This is a genomic window from Kitasatospora sp. NPDC097691 (genome assembly GCF_040302665.1).
GTDB lineage: Bacteria > Actinomycetota > Actinomycetes > Streptomycetales > Streptomycetaceae > Kitasatospora.
In genome coordinates, this window is sequence record NZ_JBEORY010000011.1 from 1 (window position 1) to 24,027 (window position 24,027).

22 protein-coding genes and 1 riboswitch are annotated in these 24,027 nt (G+C 71.7%); of the genes, 19 read left to right on the plus strand and 3 right to left on the minus strand.

Annotated elements, in window-relative coordinates; all coding sequences use genetic code 11:
* The 7 genes from ABTY56_RS10450 to ABTY56_RS10480 form a co-directional block, all read left to right on the plus strand.
* Positions 1–229 (plus strand): winged helix-turn-helix domain-containing protein (locus tag ABTY56_RS10450; protein ID WP_350628124.1); only part of this gene is annotated, 229 nt, incomplete at its 5' end.
* 91 nt (positions 230–320) lie between these two features.
* Positions 321–1,508 (plus strand): sensor histidine kinase, encoded by a 1,188-nt coding sequence (locus ABTY56_RS10455; protein WP_350628125.1) that lies wholly within the window; start codon positions 321–323, stop codon positions 1,506–1,508.
* 233 nt (positions 1,509–1,741) lie between these two features.
* Positions 1,742–5,488, plus strand: coding sequence for a multifunctional oxoglutarate decarboxylase/oxoglutarate dehydrogenase thiamine pyrophosphate-binding subunit/dihydrolipoyllysine-residue succinyltransferase subunit (locus tag ABTY56_RS10460; protein ID WP_350628126.1), 3,747 nt, complete (start codon positions 1,742–1,744; stop codon positions 5,486–5,488).
* A gap of 342 nt (positions 5,489–5,830) precedes the next feature.
* Positions 5,831–7,834 carry a protein kinase domain-containing protein gene (locus ABTY56_RS10465; protein ID WP_350628127.1) on the plus strand — a complete coding sequence of 668 codons (2,004 nt, stop codon included), beginning with the start codon at positions 5,831–5,833 and terminating at the stop codon, positions 7,832–7,834.
* A 46-nt stretch (positions 7,835–7,880) separates the two neighbouring features.
* Positions 7,881–8,066, plus strand: a complete 186-nt coding sequence (locus tag ABTY56_RS10470) for a DUF6104 family protein (protein WP_350628128.1) — start codon at positions 7,881–7,883, stop codon at positions 8,064–8,066.
* A gap of 214 nt (positions 8,067–8,280) precedes the next feature.
* A complete protein-coding gene (locus tag ABTY56_RS10475; RefSeq protein WP_350628129.1) occupies positions 8,281–9,183 on the plus strand; it encodes a DUF4097 family beta strand repeat-containing protein in 903 nt (300 codons plus the stop codon).
* Position 9,184: 1 nt separating this feature from the next.
* Positions 9,185–10,219 carry a PadR family transcriptional regulator gene (locus ABTY56_RS10480; RefSeq protein WP_350628130.1) on the plus strand — a complete coding sequence of 345 codons (1,035 nt, stop codon included), beginning with the start codon at positions 9,185–9,187 and terminating at the stop codon, positions 10,217–10,219.
* Between the two features lie 99 nt (positions 10,220–10,318).
* Here ABTY56_RS10480 and ABTY56_RS10485 read toward each other — a convergent pair whose 3' ends face one another.
* Both ABTY56_RS10485 and ABTY56_RS10490 read right to left on the minus strand, forming a co-directional pair.
* Positions 10,319–11,281: a zinc-binding dehydrogenase gene (locus ABTY56_RS10485; protein ID WP_350628131.1), complete on the minus strand. Its 963-nt coding sequence runs from the start codon at positions 11,279–11,281 to the stop codon at positions 10,319–10,321.
* A 126-nt stretch (positions 11,282–11,407) separates the two neighbouring features.
* Positions 11,408–12,601: an NAD(P)-dependent malic enzyme gene (locus ABTY56_RS10490; protein WP_350628132.1), complete on the minus strand. Its 1,194-nt coding sequence runs from the start codon at positions 12,599–12,601 to the stop codon at positions 11,408–11,410.
* Between the two features lie 588 nt (positions 12,602–13,189).
* Between ABTY56_RS10490 and ABTY56_RS10495 the strand changes: the two genes are divergently transcribed.
* The 5 genes from ABTY56_RS10495 to ABTY56_RS10515 all read left to right on the plus strand — a co-directional run bounded on the left by ABTY56_RS10495 (position 13,190) and on the right by ABTY56_RS10515 (position 17,987).
* A complete protein-coding gene (locus tag ABTY56_RS10495) occupies positions 13,190–14,119 on the plus strand; it encodes an ABC transporter substrate-binding protein (protein WP_350628133.1) in 930 nt (309 codons plus the stop codon).
* Between the two features lie 412 nt (positions 14,120–14,531).
* Entirely contained in the window at positions 14,532–15,464 is a 933-nt protein-coding gene (locus tag ABTY56_RS10500; RefSeq protein WP_350628134.1) for an ABC transporter substrate-binding protein, read from the plus strand.
* 36 nt (positions 15,465–15,500) lie between these two features.
* Positions 15,501–16,475, plus strand: a complete 975-nt coding sequence (locus ABTY56_RS10505) for an amino acid ABC transporter permease (protein ID WP_350628135.1) — start codon at positions 15,501–15,503, stop codon at positions 16,473–16,475.
* The gene (locus ABTY56_RS10510) at positions 16,472–17,272 is read left to right on the plus strand and encodes an amino acid ABC transporter ATP-binding protein (RefSeq protein ID WP_502893069.1); all 801 of its coding nucleotides are present in this window, start codon (positions 16,472–16,474) and stop codon (positions 17,270–17,272) included. Before ABTY56_RS10505 ends, ABTY56_RS10510 begins: the two co-directional genes overlap by 4 nt.
* Before the next feature lie 127 nt (positions 17,273–17,399).
* Positions 17,400–17,987, plus strand: coding sequence for a CGNR zinc finger domain-containing protein (locus tag ABTY56_RS10515; protein WP_350628136.1), 588 nt, complete (start codon positions 17,400–17,402; stop codon positions 17,985–17,987).
* A 39-nt stretch (positions 17,988–18,026) separates the two neighbouring features.
* Here ABTY56_RS10515 and sodX read toward each other — a convergent pair whose 3' ends face one another.
* Entirely contained in the window at positions 18,027–18,389 is a 363-nt protein-coding gene (sodX, locus tag ABTY56_RS10520) for a nickel-type superoxide dismutase maturation protease (RefSeq protein WP_350628270.1), read from the minus strand.
* A 257-nt stretch (positions 18,390–18,646) separates the two neighbouring features.
* Here sodX and sodN point away from each other — a divergent pair, with 257 nt between their 5' ends.
* The 7 genes from sodN to ABTY56_RS10555 all read left to right on the plus strand — a co-directional run bounded on the left by sodN (position 18,647) and on the right by ABTY56_RS10555 (position 23,977).
* Positions 18,647–19,042, plus strand: coding sequence for a superoxide dismutase, Ni (gene sodN, locus ABTY56_RS10525; protein ID WP_350628137.1), 396 nt, complete (start codon positions 18,647–18,649; stop codon positions 19,040–19,042).
* Between the two features lie 82 nt (positions 19,043–19,124).
* A riboswitch (cobalamin riboswitch) is annotated at positions 19,125–19,276 on the plus strand.
* Positions 19,277–19,370: 94 nt separating this feature from the next.
* Complete coding sequence (locus ABTY56_RS10530) at positions 19,371–20,453, plus strand: FecCD family ABC transporter permease (RefSeq protein ID WP_350628138.1); 1,083 nt, start codon at positions 19,371–19,373, stop codon at positions 20,451–20,453.
* A gap of 89 nt (positions 20,454–20,542) precedes the next feature.
* A complete protein-coding gene (locus tag ABTY56_RS10535) occupies positions 20,543–21,313 on the plus strand; it encodes an ABC transporter ATP-binding protein (protein WP_502893077.1) in 771 nt (256 codons plus the stop codon).
* A gap of 52 nt (positions 21,314–21,365) precedes the next feature.
* Positions 21,366–22,358: an ABC transporter substrate-binding protein gene (locus tag ABTY56_RS10540; RefSeq protein ID WP_350628139.1), complete on the plus strand. Its 993-nt coding sequence runs from the start codon at positions 21,366–21,368 to the stop codon at positions 22,356–22,358.
* 143 nt (positions 22,359–22,501) lie between these two features.
* Positions 22,502–22,885 carry a nuclear transport factor 2 family protein gene (locus ABTY56_RS10545; protein ID WP_350628140.1) on the plus strand — a complete coding sequence of 128 codons (384 nt, stop codon included), beginning with the start codon at positions 22,502–22,504 and terminating at the stop codon, positions 22,883–22,885.
* A gap of 10 nt (positions 22,886–22,895) precedes the next feature.
* Positions 22,896–23,372, plus strand: a complete 477-nt coding sequence (locus ABTY56_RS10550) for a GNAT family N-acetyltransferase (protein WP_350628141.1) — start codon at positions 22,896–22,898, stop codon at positions 23,370–23,372.
* Between the two features lie 194 nt (positions 23,373–23,566).
* Positions 23,567–23,977, plus strand: coding sequence for an ATP-binding protein (locus ABTY56_RS10555; RefSeq protein ID WP_030057977.1), 411 nt, complete (start codon positions 23,567–23,569; stop codon positions 23,975–23,977).
* Positions 23,978–24,027 lie beyond the last annotated feature (50 nt).

Here is a 24,027-nt window from a genome sequence, read left to right on the forward strand (position 1 = left end):
CGACGTCCACCTGACGCCGACCGAGTTCGACCTGCTCGCCTGCCTGGCCGCCCAGCCGCGCGCGGTGCTCACCCGCGAGCAGCTGCTGGCCGAGGTGTGGGACTGGACCGACGCGTCCGGCACCCGCACGGTGGACAGCCACGTCAAGGCGCTGCGCCGGAAGATCGGCGCCAGCTGGATCCGCACCGTGCACGGCGTCGGGTACGCACTGGAGGCCCCGCTCTCCTAGGCGAGTCCGGGGCGACGGGCCACCGGGGGGCCCGTGTCCGGACGACGCCTGCCACCACGCGGGGGACAGACGCGGGGACCACAGGGGACCAATGACCTTTCCACAGCAACGCAACGGGGAATCCGACGGCGCGCGGCCGCAGCCACTGGCCGTCCGTGCCGCCCGCCGGGTCTGGGCCGACGTCCGGCCGCTCGACCCGGTCCGCTCGATCAAGGGCAAGCTCGCCCTGCTCGTGATCGTCTCCGTGTTCCTGGCCACCGGGATGGTGGTCGTGGCGATCCGGTCCGAGACCCAGATCCGGATCATCATGGTCTTCTCCATGATCGCCTCGCTGCTCTTCATGCAGTTCCTCGCGCACGGGCTGACCGCCCCCCTGCGCGAGATGACGGACGCCGCCCGCGCGATGGCCTCCGGCGACTACAGCCGCCGGGTCGAGGTGAACTCGCGCGACGAGATCGGCGAACTGGCGGCCGCCTTCAACGGGATGGCCGCCGATCTGGAGGCCGCCGACCAGCACCGGCGCGAGCTGGTCGCCAACGTCTCGCACGAGCTGCGCACGCCGATCGCCGCGCTGCGCGCCGTCCTGGAGAACGTCGTCGACGGCGTCGTCCAGCCCAATCCGGCGACCCTGGGGGCCGCGCTGGAGCAGACCGAGCGGCTCGGCCGCCTGGTCACCCACCTGCTCGACCTCTCCAAGATCGACGACGGCGTGGTCGACCTGGACGCGCGGCCCTTCGAGGTGCGCGAGTTCCTGGACGGCGTGCTGCGCGGGGTCACCGTGGACGGCGCGACGGCCGGCGGCGCCTTCTCCCGGCGCGGGGACGTCCGGCTCGCCCTGGAGGTCAGCCCGGCAGGCCTGACCGGCGTGGCGGACCCGGAGCGACTCCACCAGGTGGTCGCCAACCTGGTCGACAACGCCTGCAAGCACTCCCCGCCCGGCGGCACCGTGACGGTGCGCGCGCGGCCCGACGGCGAGGGCGGCGCCCTGCTGCTGGAGGTCCAGGACGAGGGCCCGGGCATCCCCCTGGCCGACCGCACCCGGGTCTTCGAGCGGTTCAGCCGCAGCGGCACCGCGACCGCCGCCGGACCGGGCGCGGACGGCGGCACCGGCCTGGGCCTGGCCATCGCCCGCTGGGCGGTGGACCTGCACGGCGGACGGATCGCGGTCGCCGAGTCGCCCCGCGGCTGCCGGATCGAGGTCCGTCTGCCCGGGCAGCGCCAGGGCGACGGCCGGGACATTTGTCACAGATCCGACACAGACGCATACGAAGATCGTTAGCGGATCATCGTAGGGGTTTGTCCGATTTCATCCGCATATAGAGCCTCTTCGGCGCCGATCGGTTCCCCTCAGATACGGCTTTCTAACGCACTTTTTCAGCCAAACTGCAGGTCAGGACTGTGATCTGGGCGACGCCTGGCCCCCGGGGACTGCGCGATCACTGGTCAGGGGCGTAGCCTTAATCCCCGCTGTCCAAACATCCCAAAAGGAAGCGGAAGAGGGCGGTTGCCGCCGTGTCGCCACAGTCCCCTGAAACCCCCAACAGCTCGGCAAGCTCCACTGGCTTCGGCCCCAATGAGTGGCTCGTCGACGAGATCTACCAGCAGTACCTCCAGGACCCGAACTCGGTCGACCGAGCCTGGTGGGACTTTTTCGCCGACTACAAGCCCGGTACCGAGGTGACCCCAGTGACCCAGGCCGCGACCCAGGCCGGCCCCACGCCGACCCCTGCCGCTGCCCCCGCGCCCGCCGCTGCTGCTCCGGCCGCGCCCGCCCCCGCCGCACCGGCCGCCCCGGCCGCTCCGGCCCCGGCTGCCGCCCCGCTCGCCGCCGCGCCCGCCGCGCCCCCGGCCCCGAAGGCCGCCGTCGCCGCTTCGGCCGCGCCCGCCGCCACCGCCGGTCCCGAGCTGGTCCAGCTGCGCGGCCCGGCGAAGGCCGTCGCCACCAACATGGACGCCTCGCTGGAGGTGCCGACCGCGACCTCGGTCCGCGCCGTGCCGGCGAAGCTGTTGATCGACAACCGCATCGTCATCAACAACCACCTGCAGCGCGCCCGCGGCGGCAAGGTCTCCTTCACCCACCTGATCGGCTACGCCCTGGTCCAGGCCATCAAGGCCGCCCCGGGCATGAACCACAGCTACAAGGTGGAGGACGGCAAGGCCTTCCTGGTCAAGCCGGAGCACGTCAACCTCGGCCTGGCCATCGACCTGGTGAAGCCGAACGGCGACCGCCAGCTGGTCGTCGCGGCCATCAAGAAGGCCGAGACCCTCGACTTCTTCGGCTTCTGGCAGGCCTACGAGGACATCGTCCGCCGGGCCCGCGCCAACAAGCTGACCATGGACGACTTCACCGGCGTCACGGTCTCGCTGACCAACCCCGGCGGCATCGGCACCGTGCACTCCGTGCCGCGCCTGATGCAGAACCAGGGCACCATCGTCGGCGTCGGCGCCATGGAGTACCCGGCCGAGTTCCAGGGCTCCGCCCCGGAGACCCTGTCCCGCCTGGGCGTCTCCAAGATCATGACGCTGACCTCGACCTACGACCACCGCGTCATCCAGGGCGCGGCGTCCGGCGAGTTCCTGCGCGAGATCCACCGCCTGCTGCTCGGCGAGAACGGCTTCTACGACGAGATCTTCGAGTCGCTGCGGATCCCGTACGAGCCGGTCCGCTGGGCCACCGACGTCGCCACCACCCACGACGACGAGGTCAACAAGACCGCGCGCGTCATGGAGCTGATCCACTCCTACCGGGTCCGCGGTCACCTGATGGCCGACACCGACCCGCTGGAGTACAAGCAGCGCAAGCACCCCGACCTGGACGTCACCACGCACGGCCTCACCCTGTGGGACCTGGAGCGCGAGTTCGCGGTCGGCGGCTTCGGCGGCCAGAAGATGATGAAGCTCCGCGACATCCTCGGCCTGCTGCGCAACACCTACTGCCGCACCGTCGGCATCGAGTACATGCACATCCAGGACCCGAAGCAGCGCAAGTGGCTGCAGGACCGCCTGGAGAAGCCGTACTCGAAGCCCGAGCGCGAGGAGCAGCTGCGGATCCTCCGCCGTCTGAACTCGGCCGAGGCCTTCGAGACCTTCCTGCAGACCAAGTACGTCGGCCAGAAGCGCTTCTCGCTGGAGGGCGGTGAGTCGCTGATCGCCCTGCTGGACGCGACCATCGACTCCGCCGCCGAGCACCGCCTGGACGAGGCCGTCATCGGCATGGCCCACCGCGGCCGCCTGAACGTGCTGGCCAACATCGTCGGCAAGCCGTACGGCAAGATCTTCGGCGAGTTCGAGGGCAACCTCGACCCGAAGTCGATGCACGGCTCCGGCGACGTCAAGTACCACCTGGGCGCCGAGGGCACCTTCACCGGCCTGGACGGCGAGACCATCAAGGTCTCGCTCGCCGCGAACCCCTCCCACCTGGAGGCCGTGGACCCGGTCGTCGAGGGCATCGCCCGCGCCAAGCAGGACATCCTGGACCAGGGCGGCACCACCTTCCCGGTGCTGCCGATCCAGATCCACGGCGACGCGGCCTTCGCCGGCCAGGGCGTCGTCGCGGAGACCCTGAACATGTCGCAGCTGCGCGGCTACCGCACCGGCGGCACCGTGCACGTCGTGGTGAACAACCAGGTCGGCTTCACCGCCGCCCCGGCGTCCTCGCGTTCCTCGATGTACTGCACCGACGTGGCCCGCATGATCGAGGCCCCGATCTTCCACGTGAACGGCGACGACCCGGAGGCCGTGGTCCGCGTCGCGCGGCTCGCCTTCGCGTTCCGCCAGGAGTTCCACAAGGACGTGGTGATCGACCTCATCTGCTACCGCCGCCGCGGTCACAACGAGGCCGACAACCCGTCGTTCACCCAGCCGCTGATGTACGACCTGATCGACAAGAAGCGCTCGGTGCGCAAGCTGTACACCGAGGGCCTGATCGGTCGCGGCGACATCACCATGGAAGAGGCGGAGCAGGCGCTCCAGGACTTCCAGGGCCAGCTGGAGAAGGTCTTCGCCGAGGTCCGCGACGCGGCCCAGGCGCCGGCCGACGCCACCGCCGGCAAGCCGGTCGCCGACTTCCCGGTCTCCATCCGGACCGGCATCTCCCAGGAGATGGTCAAGCGGATCGCCGCCTCCCAGGTCAACCACCCGGACTGGCTGACCGTCCACCCGCGCCTGCTGCCGCAGCTGCAGCGCCGCGCCTCCTCGGTCGAGGACAACACCATCGACTGGGCGATGGGCGAGACCCTCGCCATCGGCTCGCTGCTGATGGAGGGCCACCCGGTCCGCCTGGCCGGCCAGGACAGTCGCCGCGGCACCTTCGGCCAGCGGCACGCCGTCCTGATCGACCGCAAGACCGGCGAGGACTACACCCCGCTGCAGTACCTCACCGAGGACCAGGCCCGCTACACCGTCTACGACAGCCTGCTGTCGGAGTACGCGGCCATGGGCTTCGAGTACGGCTACTCGCTGACCCGCCCGAACTCGCTGGTCATGTGGGAGGCGCAGTTCGGCGACTTCGTCAACGGCGCGCAGACCATGGTGGATGAGTACATCGCCTCCGCCGAGCAGAAGTGGGGCCAGCACTCCGGCGTCACCCTGCTGCTGCCGCACGGCTACGAGGGCCAGGGCCCGGACCACTCGTCCGCCCGCCCGGAGCGCTTCCTCCAGCTGTGCGCGCAGAACAACATGACGGTCGCGATGCCGACCCTGCCGTCGAACTACTTCCACCTGCTGCGCTGGCAGGCGCACAACCCGCACCACAAGCCGCTGGTCGTCTTCACCCCGAAGTCGATGCTGCGTCTGAAGGCCGCGGCGAGTGCGACCGAGGAGTTCCTGTCCGGCTCGTTCCGCCCGGTCATCGGCGACTCCACCGTCGACCCGGCGCAGGTCCGCAAGGTGGTCATCACCGCCGGCAAGTTCTACTACGACCTGGAGGGGGCGCGCGCCGAGCGCGGCGTCACCGACACGGCGATCGTCCGGGTCGAGCGGCTCTACCCGCTGCCGGTGGCCGAGCTCCAGGAGGAGCTGGCCCGCTACGGCGACAACGTCCAGTTCGTCTGGGCGCAGGAGGAGCCGGACAACCAGGGCGCCTGGCCGTTCATCGCGATGAACCTGGTCGACCACCTGCAGGTCGTCATCGGCCGCAGCGCCGGCGGCTCCCGCCTGCGCCGCGTCGCCCGCACGACGGCCTCGTCCCCGGCGGTCGGCTCGGCCAAGCGGCACGCCGCCGAGCAGCAGGCGCTGATCGAAGAGGTCTTCTCGCTCTGACGCCCGACGCTGCGGCGCCCTGAGGCGCCGACGGCTCACCGGCCCCCGTCCTCCCACCCGGGAGGGCGGGGGCCGCGCCGTTCTCCGCCGCGCCGTTCTCCGCCACGCGGTCCGCCGCCGTTTCGTCCGCCACCGCGTCGCTGCCTGCCGCTCGTTCCCCGGGAGAACCGTTTCACCGTCGAGCCATGTCAAGGTCCCAGCTCTGCAACCAAACCGGAACCCCCGTGCACGGACTCCTGACGGATCGATAGGTTATGCCTCGCCAGGCGGACACCGGGCGCCCGTCATCGCGCCCGCCGCCTCGGCCGTACGACCTCACCGCTCTCCCAGGGGGATCACCACATGACCGCCGACACGCCTCGGAACGCCGGAAAGCTGCCTCCGGTCTTCCAGCCACTCCTCCCGGACGATCCCAAGGAGGTCGGCGGCTACCGGCTGTTCGCCCGGCTCGGCGCCGGCGGCATGGGCCGGGTCTACCTGTCGTACACCCCGGGCGGGCGCCCGGTCGCGCTCAAGGTGGTCCGTCCGGAGTTCGCCGAGGACGGCGAGTTCCGCCGCCGCTTCGCCCAGGAGGTCAGCAACGCCCAGCGGATCCACGGGCTCTACACCGCGCAGGTGATCGACTCCGGCGGCCTCGACACGGACTCCCCCTGGCTGGTCACCGCGTACGTCCCGGGCCCGTCCCTGCAGCAGGTGGTGCGCGAGAACGGCGCGCTGCCGGTGCGCACCGTCCTGCTGCTGATGGGCGGCATCGCCGAGGCCCTGCAGGCGATCCACAGCGTCGAGGTGGTCCACCGCGACCTCAAGCCCGCCAACGTGCTGGTCGCCGGGGACGGCCCGCGGGTGATCGACTTCGGCATCGCCCGGGCCGCCGACGCCACCGCGCTGACCGGCACCGGCTACCGGATCGGCTCGCCCGCCTTCATGTCCCCCGAGCAGGCCCAGGGGCGCCCGGTCACCCCGGCCACCGACGTCTTCGCGCTCGGCGCCCTGGCCGCGTACGTGGCCGGCGGCACCGCGCCGTTCGGCGACGGCCCGGACACCGCGGTGCTCTACCGGGTGGTGCACGAGGAGGCGGACCTGTCGGCCGTCCCCGCCGACCTGCGCGAGCTGGTCCAGCGCTGCCTGGCGAAGAGCCCCGAGGACCGCCCGACCCCCGCCGAGATCATCCAGGTCGCCCGCAACCACCCGGAGGTCGGCGGCCAGCTGCGGTTCGGCGACGACTGGCTGCCGCGCGAGGTCAACACCGAGATCACCCGTCGCTCCGACCTCCCCAAGACCCCGCCGACGCCGCTGCCGGCCGCTCCCGCCACCCCGCCGACCCCGGTGCCCGCGATGCCCGCGATGCCGGCCACCGCCCCGACCGCTCCCCCGCAGCCGCCCGTCACGCCGGCCCACCCCGTCGCCGCCCCGACCCACCCGGCCACCGCGGTGCACCCGCAGCAGCCGCCCGTGACGCCCCCGCCGGGCTTCGCGCCGCCGCCGCTCGGCTCGTACGGCGCACCGCAGCCGCCCACCGAGTCGCCGACCGCCCCGGTGCTGACCACCCCGCCGACCGCCCGGCTGCAGCCCGAGCCGCCGTCGTTCGACACCCCGCCGCCCGGTCCGGTGGTGACCTCCACCCCGCAGCCGGAGAAGGAGCCCGAGCCCAAGCGCAAGGGCGGGGTGTCGTGGAAGGTGCTGCTCAGCGTCGCCCTGGTGATGGCGGTCGGCGGCACCGCGGGCGGTGTCGTGCTGATGAAGAAGCTGGACGACGGCAAGAAGAAGGACTCCGGCAGCAGCGCGCAGGCCGCCCCGAACCAGGCGCCCAGCCCGACCGCCACCGTCCCCTCCCCCGCCCCGACCACCGCGTCCACCGGTTCGGCGGTGACGGCCGCGCCCTCGAAGTCCGGCCAGGGCACCGTCTCGGCGCCCGCCCGGCCGACCGGCTACTCCCTGATGCTGGACAAGAAGTCGCTGGCGATCCCCGGGGCCGACTACTCCTCCGACTCCTACCGGATCGACCTGGACGCGGGCACGGTGGTGCCGAAGTCCAACGACATCAAGTGGGGCCTGGGGGTGGTCAACGCCGGCGGCGCCGGCACCAAGGCCAACTCCTTCACCAGCTACGGCGACAACAAGTCGGACTTCGCGGTGATCACCGAGGCGTCGGTCACCGCCGAGCAGTGCGCGGCCGCCATCGACTCCCGGCCGGACACCGACCTCTCGTACAACCGGGTGGCCCCCGGCCGGCTGCTCTGCGTCCGCGACCGGCTCACCCACAACGTCGCCGTCGCGGTGATCGAACAGGCCGACCCGACCACCGGCGCCGCCAGGGTCACCGTCAGCACCTGGCGCGCCAGCTGACCGGTCTATCCTGACCAGGTCAATCCCCATCGGACCGGAGCGAACCGTGTACTTCACCGACCGAGGAATCGAGGAGCTGGCGAACCGGCGCGGCGACGAGGAGGTCACCTTCGAGTGGCTGGCCGAGCGCCTGCGCGAGTTCGTCGACCTCAACCCGGACTTCGAGATCCCGGTCGAGCGGCTGGCCACCTGGCTGGCGCGGCTCGACGACGAGGACGAGGACGACGAGTGACCCGGTGACGGCCCGCGAGAGGCCCGGGAGGCAACCGCCTCCCGGGCCTCTCGCGCGTCCGCGGACGGCCCACCGCCGACGCCCCGTAGGGGAAGCCTCGGGGCCGGATCGGGGTCGGGATAGGGGTCCGGCACGCTTGACTCTCCCGGCACGCGATATATCGTCTTTAGAAGTGAACGCGATACATCGCGATCGACGACGGGAGGCGGCAGAGATGAGCCAGTGGACGGTCGAGGGCCCCGAGAGGATCACCATCGACGAGGCGGTCCGCGCGCTGCACGTGCGGACCATCGAGGGCACGGTGAACGTGGTGGCGGCCGAGGGTCCCGCCCGCCTGGAGGTCACCGAGCTCCAGGGCGACCCCCTGCACGTGACCGTGGTGGACGGCGTCCTGACGGTCACCTACAAGGACATCAACAGCTGGGGCGAGTTCGGCGACTGGCTCAAGTCGGTCGGCTCGGTCAAGAGCTTCTTCGGCTCGCTCAAGCGCAAGCGGGTCGCCGGCATCACGCTGACCGTCCCGGCCGACACCGAGGTCAAGCTCGGCACCGTCTCCGCCGAAACCACCGTCTCCGGCCTCGCCGGGCACGTCTCGGTGCAGAGCGCCAACGGCGACACCACCCTGGTCGGGCTGACCGGGCGCACCGACGCCAACACCGTCACCGGCGACGTGGACGCCCAGTCGGTCGGCGGCCGGCTCCGGGTGAACACCGTCTCCGGGCAGCTCACCGTGGTCGCCGGCACCGCCGACCGGGTCCAGGCCAACGCCGTCACCGGCGCGGTCACCCTGGACCTCGTCGTCGACGGCGAGGCCGACGTCAAGGTCACCACCGTCAGTGGCCCGGTCGTGGTCCGGATCCCCTCCCGCGCCGACGCCAAGGTCGAGGCGGGCTCCACCAGCGGCGACATCTCCAGCAGCTTCGAGCAGCTCAAGCTGAGCAGCACCTGGGGCGCCAAGAAGCTGTCCGGCCAGCTCGGCGAGGGCCGCGGCAAGCTCCACGTCACCACGGTCTCCGGCTCGGTCACCGTGCTGAGCCGCCCGGAGCCGGAGGAGGACGGCCCGGCGAAGGAGCTCCCGGCCGGCCCCGGCAAGCCCGACTTCACCAAGGAGGCCTGAGATGACCCCCGTGTTCGGCCACGGTCGGCTCCGGCTCTACCTGCTGAAGCTCCTGGACGAAGCCCCGCGGCACGGCTACGAGGTGATCCGCCTGCTGGAGGAGCGCTTCCAGGGCCTGTACGCGCCGTCGGCCGGGACGGTCTACCCGCGGCTGGCCAAGCTGGAGCAGGAGGGCCTGGTCACCCACACCACCGAGGGGGGCCGCAAGGTCTACCGGCTGACCGACGCCGGGCGCGCCGAACTCGAAGCCCGTCAGGGCGAGTTGGACGAGCTGGAGCTGGAGATCCGGGACTCCGTGGCGCAGCTCGCCGGGGCGATCCGCGAGGACGTCCGGGACAGCGCCAAGGACCTGCGCGAGGAGCTGTGGAAGGCCGCCAAGCAGACCCCGCGGCCGGACCACGCCGAACGCGCGGGCGACCCGTGGGCCGGCCCCTGGGGCGACAACGACTCCTGGCAGCGTGCCAAGGAGGAGTTCGCCCAGTTCAAGCGACAGGCCAAGGACCAGGCCAAGCGCGCCCGGGAGCAGGAGAAGGCGGCCAAGGCCAAGGCGAAGGCGGCCGAGGAGGAGGCCCGCCGGCTGCGCGAGCAGGCCAAGGCCTCGCGCACCGCCGCGCAGCAGGAGGCGCTGCGGATCAAGCGCCGGGTCGAGCAGCAGGTGCGCGAGCACGCCGCGAAGGGCGACTGGCCGACCGGGCTGGCCGAAGGCCTGGCCGAGCTGACCAAGGGCCTGTCCGGGCTGGCCGACGCGGCCCGCTGGGGCCACCCGTCGGACGAGCCAGCCCCGTCGGACGAGCGGATCACCGTGACCCGGATCGACCTCGACGAGGACGAGCCGGCCGCGCCGGCCGACCTGCCCGCGTGGGCACGCACCGACCCGGCCGAGGACCCGGCCCGGGAGCTGGAACGGCTGCTCGACCGCTTCCGCGACCAGGTCCGCGACGCGGCCCGGGACGGCGGGGTGAGCGGGGACAAGCTGGCCGAGGCCCGCCGGGTGCTGGGCACCGCGGGCGAGCGGCTGAAGCGGCTGCTCGGCTGACGACCGCAGGACGGCCGGACGGGGGTCGGCCGTCGACGGAGGGCGGCGTGACGAAGGACCCGGGCCCGGTGCTCCGCGAGGAGCACCGGGCCCCTCACGTCAGGGGTTGAGGACGATCTTGCCGAAGACCTCGCCCTTGGCGAGCCGGGCGAAGCCGTCCCGGGCCTCGCTCAGCGGCAGCACCGAGTCGATCACCGGGCGGACCCCGGTGTTGGCGCAGAGCGCGAGCAGCCCGGCCAGCTCCTCCTTGGTGCCCATGGTCGAGCCGACCACCTTGAGCTCCAGGAAGAAGATCCGGTTCAGCTCGGCGGCGCTCGGGTTGGGGCCGGAGGTGGCACCCGAGATGACGATGGTGCCGCCCGGGCGCAGCGACTTCACCGAGTGCGACCAGGTCGCGGCGCCGACGGTCTCCATCACCGCGTCGACCCGCGCGGGCAACCGGGCGCCGCTCTCGAAGGCCGCGTCCGCGCCGAGCTCCACGGCCCGGCGGCGCTTGGCCTCGTCCCGGCCGGTGACCCAGACCCGCAGGCCGGCCGCCTTGCCGAGGACGACCAGCGCGGTCGCCACGCCGCCGCCCGCCCCCTGCACCAGGACGGTGTCACCGGGCTTGACCCCGCCGTTGGTGAACAGCATCCGGTAGGCCGTCAGCCAGGCGGTGGGCAGGCAGGCGGCCTCCTCGAAGCTCAGCTCGGCGGGCTTGGGCAGCAGGTTCCAGGTGGGCACCGCCACCTGCTGGGCGAAGGTGCCCTGGTAGCGCTCGGTCAGGATGGAGCGCGGCTCGTTCGGGCCCACCCCGTGGCCGGTCTGGCCGATCACCGAGTGGATGACCACCTCGTTGCCGTTCTCGTCGACGCCCGCCGCGTCGCACCCGAGGATCATCGGCAGCTTCTCGGCCGGGAGTCCGACCCCGCGCAGCGACCACAGGTCGTGGTGGTTGAGGCTGGCGGCCTTGACCGTGACCACGCTCCACCCGGGGCGGGCCTGCGGCTCGGGGAGCTCGCCCAACTCCAGTCCGCTGAGCGGGTCGTCGGCATCGATACGTGCGGCGTAGGCAGCAAACATGGTCCGGACGATAGCGGCGGACGACCGAGGCCGGGAACCACGCGTGAGTGTGACGCGCGTCCCGGCCTCGGGCCGTTCATCGGATGTCCGGTCGGATCGTCGGACCCGGCTGTCGGATCCGGGTCGTCAGATCCGGGCCACGCCCTCCGCCCGGGCGGCCTCGGCGACGGCCTTGGTGACCGCCGGGGCGACCCGCTCGTCGAACGGCGAGGGGATGACCTTCTGCGGGGTCAGCTCGTCGGCGACCACGCCGGCCAGCGCCTTGGCGGCGGCCAGCTTCATGCCCTCGGTGATCCGGCTGGCCCGGACCTGCAGGGCACCGGCGAAGATGCCCGGGAAGGCCAGCACGTTGTTGATCTGGTTCGGAAAGTCGCTGCGGCCGGTGGCCACGACGGCCGCGTACTTGTGCGCGACCTCGGGGTGGATCTCCGGGTTCGGGTTGGCCATCGCGAAGACGAACGCGCCCTCGGCCATGGTGGCGACGACCTCCTCCGGCACGGTGCCGCCGGACACGCCGATGAACACGTCGGCGCCGGCCAGCGCGTCGGCCAGCGAGCCCTTGACGCCGGAACGGTTGGTCCCGGCGGCGATCTCGGCCTTGACGTCGGTGAGGTCGCCGCGGCCCTCGTACACCACGCCCTTGCGGTCGCAGACCGCCACGTCGCCGATGCCGGCCGCCACCAGCATCTTGGCGATGGCGATGCCGGCAGCGCCCGCGCCGGAGATGACGGCCCGCAGCGAGCCGATCTCACGGCCGGTCACCTTGGCCGCGTTCCACAGGGCGGCGGTGGTGACGATCGCGGTGCCGTGCTGGTCGTCGTGGAAGATCGGGATGTCCAGGGCCTCCTGGAGCCGGCGCTCGATCTCGAAGCAGCGGGGGGCGGAGATGTCCTCCAGGTTGACGCCGCCGAAGGAGGGCGCCAGCCGGACCACGGTCTCGACGATCTCGTCGACCCCGGTGCAGTCGAGCGCGATCGGCACCGCGTCCACGCCGCCGAACTGCTTGAACAGGATGGCCTTGCCCTCCATCACGGGCAGCGAGGCCTGCGGGCCGATGTCACCGAGGCCCAGCACCGCGGTGCCGTCGGTGACCACCGCGACGGTGTTGGACTTCCAGGTGTAGTCGTTGACGAGCTCCGGCTGCTCGGCGATGGCCGTGCAGACGCGGGCGACCCCGGGGGTGTAGGCGAGGGACAGGTCGTCCGCGTCGCGCACCGGGACGGTCGCCCGGATCTCCATCTTGCCGCCGCGGTGGAGCGCGAAAACCGCGTCGACCGGATCGTCGGTGTCCTGGGTGCTGCTGATGATCTCCGCTGCCACGATGACCTCTTCGTCATTGATCTGGCGAGGACGCGCGACCGACGGGCAGGGCGACCCGTCCGGAAACCGGAAACCGGGTACGCCGAAGCGGACCCGGGGACGGGGTCGGGGCGCTGCCGTCGGGCGGCGCCCTCGGATGAGGGTTTTTATGGGGTCTTGTTGTTGTCCGCGTTAGTGCTAACGGGCCGAGCCTAGGTCGGACAAAGGCACCGCACCTGTGCCTTTTCGTCCTCGTCACGCGCGGTTCATCGCCGCGCTGTCGCGTCACTGGGGCCCGGCGTCGGAAGCGCCGGGCTCCGGCGGCGGCAACGGCATGAGCGCACGCACACCCACAGGAGTGAACGCAGACGCAAGGGGGAGTCGGCACTCCGGATACGGAGCCGCGTGAGGACTTCCGTTCCCGAGCACCCCGAGCCTGTCGGGGCCCGGCGGTCTGGTTCGAGCGTTCGGGGGTCACCCGGTACCGAATTCTGACACACCCGCCGCCGGGCCCGGCAGGGCGGGATGGCAGGATCGCTTGTCCGCCATTTCGCGTACACCACCGCGACACCGTGGCGGCCGCACGTCCCTCCCACAGGAGCAGCCCTCATGCCTCACCCCCTCCCCCTCCGCCGTCCGGTCCTGGCCGGCGCCGTCCTGGCCACCGCCGGTGCCCTGCTGCTGACCGGTTGCGGCGGCGGCGAGCAGGCCACCGCCTCGGACGACCCGGTCAAGGACGTCCGGGGCAAGCTGCCGGCCGCCCAGCGCTCCGCCGGGGTGCTGCGCATCGGCATGGACGTCAACTACGCCCCGGTGGAGTTCCGCGGCGCGGACGGCAAGCCGGCCGGTCTCGACCCGGAGATCGCCACCGCGCTGGGCAAGATCCTCGACGTGCGGATCGAGTTCGTGGACACCACGTTCGACAAGCTGATGCCGAACCTGCAGGCCAAGCAGTACGACGTGGCGATGTCCGCGCTCAGCGACGTCCGCCAGCGCCGCGACGGCCTGGACGACAGCGGCAAGCAGGTCAACCCCGGCGTGGACTTCGTGGACTACTTCATCGCCGGCACCTCGATCGTCGTCCCGAAGGGCAACCCCAAGGGGATCAAGTCCCTGGACGACCTGTGCGGCAAGACCATCGCGCTCCAGCAGGGCACCACCCAGGACGAGATCGCCACCCGGCAGGTGGCGGTCTGCGCCCGCACCGGCCGCCAGCTGACCACGCACAAGCTGGACAGCGACGCCAAGGCGCTGGCCGAGGTCGCCTCCGGCGCCGCCGCGGCCGGGCTGAACGACTTCCCGGTGGCCGCCTACGCGGCGAAGACCACCGACGGCGGCAACCGCTTCGAGGTGACCGGCGGGCAGTCCACCTCCAACCCGTACGGGATCGCGGTGCGCAAGACCGACACCCAGCTGCGCGACGCGATGGCCAAGGCGGTCGACCAGCTGATCCGCAGCGGCGAGTACGACAAGATCCTCGCGAAGTGGAGCGTCAGCGCGGGCGCGGCGCAGAACGCCGTGGTCAACGGGGGCATCTGACCGGGCGGGCGGCGGGCCTCCGGGCAGAGCACAGAGGGATCTGCATACTTATGCGGAGGGTGACAGGGGCCCGGGATAGGTCCGAATAGCGGACGGTGTGACCCCTCGTTATCCGATTTTGATCTGGATGAGGGCCACCTGACCGTCATCAGATGGCAGGATTCCCCCCATCTCGGATCGAGCCGGCCACTGGTCGAGGCGGTTCGGCCAACGTCCACCTCGGCGGAGGGTGGCGGATGCAGTACCTCGTACAACCCTGGGCGATCCCAGCGTCCAGGCACTGCAAAACCCGGCCTGCACGTACGACGACGTACGACGCACACCCGTACGGCGCCGTACGGCTCGCACTCCCGGTGCGCCGCTCCCGCGGCGCGCTCCGCCCGACCTTCTCTCCCAGGAGGAGATCCCCCTCATGACCGCCCGTACCAAGCGCAACCGGCTCTTCGCGGCCGGCGTGGTCGCCGCCTCGGTCTCCCTCGTGCTGACCGGTTGCAGCAGCAGCAAGTCGTCGTCCGGCTCGTCCACCGGTGCCAACCCGAGTGCGTCGATCCCCGCCGTGACCGCCGACCCGGCACTGGCCGCTCTGGTCCCCGCCGACGTGAAGTCCGCCGGCAAGGTCGTCGTCGCCACCGACGCCTCCTACGCGCCCAACGAGTTCAAGGACGACAAGGGCGCCATCGTGGGCATGGACGTCGACATGGCCAACGCCATCGCCAAGAAGCTCGGCCTGACCGCCGACGTGCAGAACGCCACCTTCGACGCGATCATCCCCGGCATCACCGGGAACAAGTACACGATGAGCCTGAGCTCCTTCACCGACACGAAGGAGCGCGAGGCGTCGGTCGACATGGTGACGTACTTCAGCGCGGGCACCGGCGCGGCGGTCAAGAAGGGCAACCCCGACAAGATCGACCCGAACGACCTCTGCGGCAAGAAGGTCGCCGTGCAGACCGGCACCACGCAGGCCAAGGAGATCACCGACACCATCAACCCCGCCTGCGTGAAGGCCGGCAAGCCGCCGGTGCCGAACGACGGCGACAAGTTCGACCTGCAGACGGACGTCACCCAGGCGCTGGTCTCCGGCCGCGACCAGGTCATGCTGGCCGACTCCCCGGTCGTCGACTACGCCATCAAGCAGACCAACGGCCAGCTGGAGAAGGTCGGCGCCGTGTCCGACACCGCTCCCTACGGCGTCGTGCTGCAGAAGGACTCGCCGCTGTCCAAGGCCGTCCAGGGCGCCGTCCAGTCCCTGATGGCGGACGGCACGTACAAGGCCATCCTGGAGAAGTGGGGCGTTCAGGCGGGCGCGATCGACACGTCCGTCGTCAACGGCGCCACCAGCTGAATCCGCGGTCCTGAATCCAACCCCTGAGGCCACACAGTGAACTCTTCCGACCAGGGGTCGGCGCACCCGGGACGGCCCGAAACCCTCAAGGCCGTCCCGGTCCGCCACCCCGGACGCTGGGTCGGAGCAGCATTCGTCGCGCTCCTCGCGGCGATGCTGATCCACGCCCTCACCACGAATCCCCAGTTCCAGTGGGACGTCGTCGGCCAGTACCTCTTCGATCCCTCGATCCTGCACGGCCTCGGCGTCACCCTCGAACTGACGTTCCTCTCCATGCTGATCGGCGTCGCGGGCGGCATCACGCTCGCGATCATGCGCCTGTCGCCGAACCCGGTGCTCTCCAGCACCGCCTGGTTCTACATCTGGGTCTTCCGCGGCACCCCCGTCCTGGTGCAGCTGCTGTTCTGGAACTTCCTCGGCTCGCTCTGGGCCGAGATCTCGATCGGCATCCCGTTCGGCCCGGCCTTCTGGTCCGAGCCGACCAACGAGGCGATCCCGCTGTTCGTCGCCGCCCTGCTGGGCCTCGGCCTCAACGAGGCCGCCTACATGGCGGAGATCGTCCGCGGCGGCATCCAGTCCGTGCCGCTCGGCCAGACCGAGGCCGCGCACGCGCTCGGCATGAGCCAGTTCAACACCATGCGGCGGATCATCCTGCCGCAGGCCATGCGCGTGATCATCCCGCCGACCGGCAACGAGACCATCTCGATGCTGAAGACCACCTCGCTGGTCTCGGCGATCTCGCTGGAGGAGCTGCTCCGGGCGGGCCAGAACATCTACTCGCGCACGTTCCAGACCATCCCGCTGCTGCTCGTCGTCAGCATCTGGTACCTGCTGATGACCTCGATCCTCACCGTGGTCCAGTACTACATCGAGCGCCACTACGCGCGCGGCGCCAACCGGGTGCTCCCGCCCACGCCGCTGCAGCGACTGCGCCGGCTCTTCGCCGGCAAGCCCGTGCCGAAGGCCAAGGACGACGTGGTCACGGGCCTCGAAGGAGGTGGCCACGTATGACCGATCTGACGAAGCCGCAAACCGGGGACGCCGCGACCCACCTCATGGTCGAGGCCCAGGGCGTGCGCAAGTCCTACGGCCTGGTGGAGGTGCTCAAGGGCATCGACCTCGAAGTCCGCAAGGGCGAGGTGTTCGTCCTGGTCGGCCCCTCCGGCTCCGGCAAGTCGACCTTCCTGCGGTGCATCAACCACCTGGAGAAGATCAACGGCGGTCTCCTCTCGGTGGACGGCGAGCTGGTCGGCTACCGGATGAAGGGCGACCGGCTGCACGAGCTCCGGGACCGCGAGGTCGCCGAGAAGCGCCGGGACATCGGCATGGTGTTCCAGCACTTCAACCTCTTCCCGCACATGACCGCGCTGGAGAACGTCATCGAGGCGCCGGTGCAGGTCCGCAAGGAGAGCAAGGCCGACGCCCGCGAGCGCGGGATGGCCCTGCTGGAGCGGGTCGGGCTCTCCGACAAGGCGAAGAACTACCCCTCGCAGCTCTCCGGCGGCCAGCAGCAGCGCGTCGCGATCGCCCGCGCGCTGGCCATGAAGCCCAAGCTGATGCTCTTCGACGAGCCCACCTCGGCGCTCGACCCGGAGCTGGTCGGCGACGTGCTCGACGTCATGCGCGGCCTCGCCGAGGAGGGCATGACCATGGTGGTCGTCACCCACGAGATGGGCTTCGCCCGCGAGGTCGGTGACGCGCTGGTGTTCATGGACGGCGGTGTGGTGGTCGAGTCCGGCAACCCGCGCGACGTCCTCACGAACCCGCAGCACGAACGCACCAGGGCGTTCCTCTCCAAGGTGCTCTGAGCACCTTCCGTCGGCGCCCGGCAGGCAGCTCCTGCCGGGCGCCGACGCCCGTGTGGGTCGCTGGAGCCCCACTCGGGTAATAGGCTGGAAGCAGTCAGCCCGTTACCGATTCTCTGGAAGGACCGCCGTGGAGCTCGCCTCGTACGCCGATCTCGCCGTTCGGCTGGTGAACACCGAGGAGCCCGAGCGCGGCACCGACACGCTGACCTCCGTGGACGCGGTGCGTGCCCTGTTCTCCGACTCCTCACGGGCCGCCGCGCTCGCCGACGAGTCCGACCTGCCCCGGCTGCGGGCGGTGCGGACCCGGCTGCGCGGGGTCTTCGAGGCCGCCGCCGAAGGGGACGAGACCCGCGGCGTCGACCTGCTGAACAGCCTGCTGATGGAGTACCCCGTCAGCCCGTTGATCTCCGGGCACGACTACCTGGACGACGCCGGACGGCCCCGCTGGCACCTGCACCTGGCCGACAACTCGCCGACCGCCACCGCGCACTTCAGCGCGGTCGCCTGCATGGGCCTGGCCGTCCACCTGACCGAGCTGGGCGCCGACCGGCTGGGCATCTGCCAGGCCGCGCCCTGCCACAACGCCTACCTGGACACCTCGACCAACCGCTCCCGCCGCTACTGCTCGGACCGCTGCGCGACCCGGGCCAACGTCGCCGCCTACCGGGCCCGCAAGCGCCAGGAGGCGGAGGCCGCACTGGGCTCGGGGGCGTAGCCGCAGCCAGGGGAACGGCCCGCGGGCCGTTCCGGAGGGCTAGACGTCCTCCACCCAGGCACCGAGGCGGCGGGCCAGGCCCGGCACCCGCGCCAGCCGCGGGGCGAGCAGCAGCCGCTGCAGCCGGCGGCCCGGCGCCAGCCAGGCCGGGCGCGGGCTCAGCCGCAGCAGCACCCGGCCGAGCACCAGCTCGTCCGGGACCACGCCGTAGCTGCGGCTGTCGCTGTCCACTGGGTGGTTGTCGGAGAGCAGCCACCAGCCCCCGGTCCGACGCCCGGCGGCCCGCTTCACCACCAGCAGGTCCTGCTGGAAGGGGTGGCGGAAGAGCACCACCGCCCCCGGCCGGATCGGCGCGCCGTAGCGGACCAGCAGCCGGTCGCCCTCGCGCAGGGTCGGGACCATCGACGGGCCCGCCACGTCGACGACCCCGAACGGCAACACGCCGCCCCGGGCCGGGCCCTCCGCTTCCGTGCTCCGTGCCACGACTCCTCCTCCCGCACGCCCGCCCCCAGTCTGCCGTACGGACCGTCACCTCTTCGATGTCCGGATTACCCCGGTTCCGGGTCCGCCTTTTGCCCTAGGCCCACCGCCCGATCGCGAAACCACGAGGACGGAAGGGTAATCTCGGGCGCGGGAAGACGATCTAAGGAAGGACTCCCATGTTCTCTCGTCTGTTTGCACCGCGTGCCACCGCTCACGCCCACTGTGACCTGCCCTGTGGCGTGTACGACCCGGCGCAGGCCCGGATCGAGGCCGAGTCGGTCAAGGCCACCCAGGAGAAGTACCAGGCCAACGAGGACCCGCACTTCCGCGCCCGCGCCGTCATCATCAAGGAGCAGCGCGCCGAGGCCGTCAAGCACCACATCTCGGTGCTGTGGAGCGACTACTTCAAGGCGCCGCACTTCGAGAAGTACCCGCAGCTGCACCAGCTGATCAACGACACCCTGAAGGCCGCCTCGGCCGCCAAGGCGTCCACCGACCCGGCCACCGGCCAGGCCCTGCTGGACCTGATCGCCGAGGTCGACAAGATCTTCTGGGAGACCAAGCAGGCCTGAGCCTGACGCGTCGCCACCCGACCGCCCCCGTCCGCACCGCCGGACGGGGGCGGTCGTGCGTTCACGTCCGACCCGACCCCGGTAAGGGGTGCAGGTGCTGAGTGCCTGTTATGCTGCCAGGGCGTCCGAGGGGGAAGTCCGGTGTGAATCCGGCGCTGACCCGCAACGGTGAGCACGGCCCGTACCAGCGGTGCGGCCGCGCCAGCCCGATCACCCTCGGCCGCTGACTCCCGACGACTCGCCGCGGACTGCGAGGGGGACGGCGCCCGGGCACGCCCCCGGCCGGCGCCCGCCCCGGCGCACCCGCGGCCCGAGGCAAGGCGCACCCGTGAACCGCGCACCCGAGAACCGCGTGGCCGGCGGCCCGCCCGTCCGCCGAATACCCGTGCTCCCGCTCGCCGTCGGCCTCGGCGCCGCCCTGCTGGTCTCGCTGGTGTGCGGGGTCGCGTTCGGCTCCTCCGGGATCGGGCTCCCGCACGTACTGCGGCTGCTGGGCGCCGGACTGACGGGTGGTCGGCTGGACGCCGACGAGGCGGCCGCGTACGCCATCGTCTGGGAGATCCGGCTGCCGCGCACCGTGCTGGCCGCCGTGGTCGGCGCCGGTCTGGCCGCCACCGGGGTCGCCGTCCAGGCGCTGGTGCACAACGCCCTCGCCGACCCCTTCGTCCTCGGCATCTCCTCCGGCGCGGCCGTCGGCGCCAACGCCGTCCTGCTGTTCGGCGCCTTCGCCTCGCTCGGGGTGTGGGCGATCTCCGCCTCCGCCTTCGGCTCCGCACTGCTCGCGATGACGCTGGTCTACCTCGCCGCCCGCACCGCGTACGGGCTCACGCCACTGCGGCTGGTGCTCACCGGCACCGCCCTGTCCTACGGTTTCTCCGCCGCCACCACCCTGATGGTCTTCGCCGCCGACCGCGGCGAAGCCGCCCGGGACGCCATGATGTGGCTGCTCGGCAGCCTCGGCGGCGCCACCTGGGGCTCGGTGCCGATCGCCGCCTGCACCGTCCTGGCCGGCCTCGCCCACCTCGGCTGCGCCGCCGGACGGCTGGACGCGCTCGCCATGGGCGACGAGACCTCCGCCTCGCTCGGCGTGGACCCGGACCGGATGCGCCGCGAACTGTTCGTGGTGACCGCCGCCGTCACCGGCACGCTGGTCGCGGTCAGCGGGGCGATCGGCTTCGTCGGACTGCTGGTGCCGCACCTGGCGCGGATGCTGGTCGGCGCCGCGCACCGCCGGGTGCTGCTGGTCGCCCCGCTCGCCGGGGCCCTGCTGCTGGTCTGGGTCGACATCGCCTCCCGCAGCCTGCTGGCACCCGCCGAACTGCCCGTCGGGGTGTTCACCGCCGTGCTCGGCGTGCCCGCCTTCCTGCTGATGATGCGCCGGCGCGGCCACGCCTTCGGAGGCCGACGGTGACCGACGCGATCCACACCCCCGGCTCGACCGGCTCGACCGCCCCGCCCGATCCGGCGAAGGCCCAGGACCTCGACGTCGACACCGTCTCGGTGGAGCCGGCCGGCACCAGGCTGGTCCACGAGGTGAGCCTGGCGGCCGCCGCCGGGCAGGTGGTCGGCCTGGTCGGGCCGAACGGCAGCGGCAAGTCGACGCTGCTGCGCTGCGTCTACCGGGTGCTCAGGCCGGCCGGCGGCGCCGTCCGGCTCGACGGCGACGACCTGCACGCCCTCTCCGCGCGCGAGACGGCCCGGCGGGTCGCCGCCCTGACCCAGGAGCACTTCGCCGAGTTCGACTTCACGGTGGCCGAGGTGGTCGCCATGGGCCGGCTGCCGCACCGGCGCGGCCTCGGCGGCCCGACCGACGGCGACCGGGAGCGCTGCGCCGAGGTTCTGCGCAAGGTCCGGGCCGGGCACCTCGCCGAACGGGGCTTCCTGAGCCTGTCCGGCGGCGAGAAGCAGCGGGTTCTGTTCGCCCGCGCGCTGGTCCAGGAGCCACGCCTGCTGGTGCTCGACGAACCCACCAACCACCTGGACATCGCCCACCAGTTGGAGGTCCTGGCACTGGCCCGCGAGGCCGGCCCGACGGTGCTCACCGCGCTGCACGACCTCAACCTGGCGGCGAGCCACTGCGACCTGCTGTACGTCCTGCGGGCCGGCCGGATCGTCGCCTCCGGGCCGCCCGGCGAGGTGCTCCGCCCCGCCCTGCTGGCCGAGGTGTTCGGCGTCCGGGCCACGCCGGTCCGGCACCCGGGGACCGGCGCCCTCCAGCTGCTGTTCGACCGCCTCGACCGCTCCCCCGACACCCGGCTCACCGACACCTGAACCACCGGCGCCCGAACCACCGGCGCCCGGACCACCCACCGAAGGAACCACCGTGCGCACCAAGGCCGTTGCCACCGCCGCCCTGCTCGTCCTCGGACTCACTGCCTGCGGCGCGGAGATCGCCCCCCGGGAGGCCGCGACCGGCTCCGCCCACTACCCGGTGACCGTACGGAACTGCGGCGGGGAGCTGACCTTCCCGCAGAAGCCCGCCCGGGTGGTCACCAACGACGTCAACATCACCGAGCTGATGCTCTCCCTCGGCCTCGCCGACCGGATGGCCGGCTACGTCATGCCCGACGACAAGGGCAAGGTCGACCTGGTGCCGTGGAAGGACGGCTACCAGCAGACCGCCTGGCTCTCCAAGAAGGTGCTCACCAAGGAGATCGCCCTGGACGCCAAGGCCGACCTGGTACTCGCCGGGTGGCACTACGGCTTCGACGAGGGCAGCGGAGTCACCCCGCAGGCGTTCAAGGCCCTCGGCATCGACTCGTACGTGCTCAGCGAGTCCTGCCGCAGCGGCAAGGGCACCGAGCGCGGCGTGATGGACCCGCTGGACGCGCTCTACACGGACCTGGCCAACCTCGGCGAGATCTTCGACGTCAGGGACCGCGCCGACCGGTTGATCGCCGACGCCAGGGCCCGGATCGCCGCCGTCCCGCAGCCCGAGCGCCGCCCGTCCGTCTTCCTGTACGACAGCGGACAGGACAAGCCGTACACCGCCGGGAAGTTCGCCGCCGCCAACGAGATCATCGCCAAGGCCGGCGGGACCAACATCATGGGCGACCTCGCCGACACCTGGGTCACCGCCGGCTGGGAGAGCGTGGTGCAGCGCGACCCCGAGGTGATCGTGATCAACGACTACGCGACCCCGGGCGCCGAGGAGAAGCGGAGGTTCCTCAGGTCCTTCCCGCCGCTGGCCGGCGTCTCCGCGATCAGGAACGACCGGATCTTCGTACTGGACTACGTCGACCTGGTGGAGAGCCCGCGCAACCCGGCCGCGATCAGCACCCTGGCCGACTACCTGCGCACCGTGCCGGCCCGCTGACCGCCGGGTTCCCCGGCCGTGACCCCGGCCCCTCCGGTCGGTGTTCCATGCCGTTCCGGTCGGTGTTCCGGGCCCCTCCGGTCGGTGACGCCGGGCGTAGGCTCTAGGTACGAGCCGACGGACCCCGACCGGAGGAGCGAATCATGACCACCATGGCGGCCCCCGCCGCCTTCGACACCCGCGCACTGCGCGAGGGCATCGAACGCTGCGACGCCGACGCCCTCCTGGCGCTCTACGCGGAGGACGCCGAACTGCGCGTGGTCGACCGGAAGACCCAGCCCAGCCACCCCCTGGTGATGCACGGGCTGGAGGAGATCGGCGCCATGCTGAGCGACATCTACGGCCGCGAGATGACCCACAAGCTGGAGCAGGTGGTGGTCCAGGGCGACCACGTGGCCTTCCTGGAGTCCTGCCGCTACCCGGACGGCGTCCGGGTGCTGATGGCCTCGATGGCCGACCTGCGGGACGGGCGGATCGTCGACCAGACCTCCGTCCAGGCCTGGGACGAGACGGGGCCCGCGCAGTAGGCTCGCTGGCATGATCCGCACCGCCGTCGCCACCGACGTTCCCGTCATCCACGCCATGATCCGCGAGCTCGCGGAGTACGAGAAGGCCGCGCACGAGGCCGTGGCCACCGAGGAGCAGCTGAGCGAGGCCCTGTTCGGCGCCGACCCGGCCGTGTTCGGCCTGATCGCCGAGGACGGGACCACCGGCGAGCCGGTGGGCTTCGCGCTCTGGTTCCGCAACTTCTCGACCTGGCGCGGCACCCACGGGATCTACCTGGAGGACCTGTACGTCCGCCCGGAGGCGCGCGGCGGCGGCCACGGCAAGGCGCTGCTGCTGGAGCTCGCCCGGATCGCCGTGGAGCGCGGCTACTCCCGGGTGGAGTGGTCGGTGCTGGACTGGAACCAGCCGTCGATCGACTTCTACAAGTCGATCGGCGCGGTGCCGATGGACGAGTGGACCGTGTACCGGCTGACCGACGAGGCGCTCGCCGCCGCCGGCCGCCGCTGAGCGGACCGACAGAGTCCGGGAAAGGGTCTGCCACCCTGCGTCGCAATGCCTTACCATGAGTAACCCCGAGCCGGGGTGCGACGGTCAGGCAGAGTGATGGCGGATCCGCAACCCGGTGCCTCCTTTGAGGGGCGGCAAGCCGGGGTAACAAGCGGGGTACCAAGCAAGCACAGCGCGTCACCCAGGAGGCAAGGGTGTCCCAGATCGACGGCGATCTCGGTGTTCAGGATTTCGTGGAGGTCCGGCTCCCCGCGGCGGGGGCCTACCTCTCCGTGCTGCGAACAGCGACGGCCGGGTTGGCGGCCCGGTTGGACTTCACCCTCGACGAGATCGAGGACCTGCGGATCGCGGTCGACGAGGCCTGCGCCATCCTGCTGCAGCAGGCGGTGCCCGGCTCCGTACTGTCCTGCGAGTTCCGCCTGGTCGGCGACTCACTGAAGGTGACCGTCGCCGCCCCCACCACCGACGGCAAGGCCCCCGAGCGGGACACCTTCGCCTGGACGGTGCTCTCCGCGCTGGCCGGCGAGGTCGACTCCTCGGTCGGCGAGGACAAGACCGTGTCGATCAGCCTGCACAAGAAGCGCGGCGGGTCCGCAGCCCACTAGCCGGGCAGCCACGCACGTCACGGATGTGCAGCACCGAGCAGCACCGAGCA

What these genes read in the sequence shown, in the direction of transcription:
- sodN (WP_350628137.1), top strand. Translation starts at nt 18,647, where the DNA reads ATGTTCTCTCGTCTGTTTGCACCGCGTGCCACCGCTCACGCCCACTGT.
- ABTY56_RS10545 (WP_350628140.1), top strand. Translation starts at nt 22,502, where the DNA reads ATGACCACCATGGCGGCCCCCGCCGCCTTCGACACCCGCGCACTGCGC.
- ABTY56_RS10500 (WP_350628134.1), top strand. Translation starts at nt 14,532, where the DNA reads ATGACCGCCCGTACCAAGCGCAACCGGCTCTTCGCGGCCGGCGTGGTC.
- ABTY56_RS10495 (WP_350628133.1), top strand. Translation starts at nt 13,190, where the DNA reads ATGCCTCACCCCCTCCCCCTCCGCCGTCCGGTCCTGGCCGGCGCCGTC.
- ABTY56_RS10510 (WP_502893069.1), top strand. Translation starts at nt 16,472, where the DNA reads ATGACCGATCTGACGAAGCCGCAAACCGGGGACGCCGCGACCCACCTC.
- ABTY56_RS10475 (WP_350628129.1), top strand. Translation starts at nt 8,281, where the DNA reads ATGAGCCAGTGGACGGTCGAGGGCCCCGAGAGGATCACCATCGACGAG.
- ABTY56_RS10480 (WP_350628130.1), top strand. Translation starts at nt 9,185, where the DNA reads ATGACCCCCGTGTTCGGCCACGGTCGGCTCCGGCTCTACCTGCTGAAG.
- ABTY56_RS10550 (WP_350628141.1), top strand. Translation starts at nt 22,896, where the DNA reads ATGATCCGCACCGCCGTCGCCACCGACGTTCCCGTCATCCACGCCATG.
- ABTY56_RS10485 (WP_350628131.1), bottom strand. Translation starts at nt 11,281, where the DNA reads ATGTTTGCTGCCTACGCCGCACGTATCGATGCCGACGACCCGCTCAGC.
- sodX (WP_350628270.1), bottom strand. Translation starts at nt 18,389, where the DNA reads ATGGTCCCGACCCTGCGCGAGGGCGACCGGCTGCTGGTCCGCTACGGC.
- ABTY56_RS10465 (WP_350628127.1), top strand. Translation starts at nt 5,831, where the DNA reads ATGACCGCCGACACGCCTCGGAACGCCGGAAAGCTGCCTCCGGTCTTC.
- ABTY56_RS10455 (WP_350628125.1), top strand. Translation starts at nt 321, where the DNA reads ATGACCTTTCCACAGCAACGCAACGGGGAATCCGACGGCGCGCGGCCG.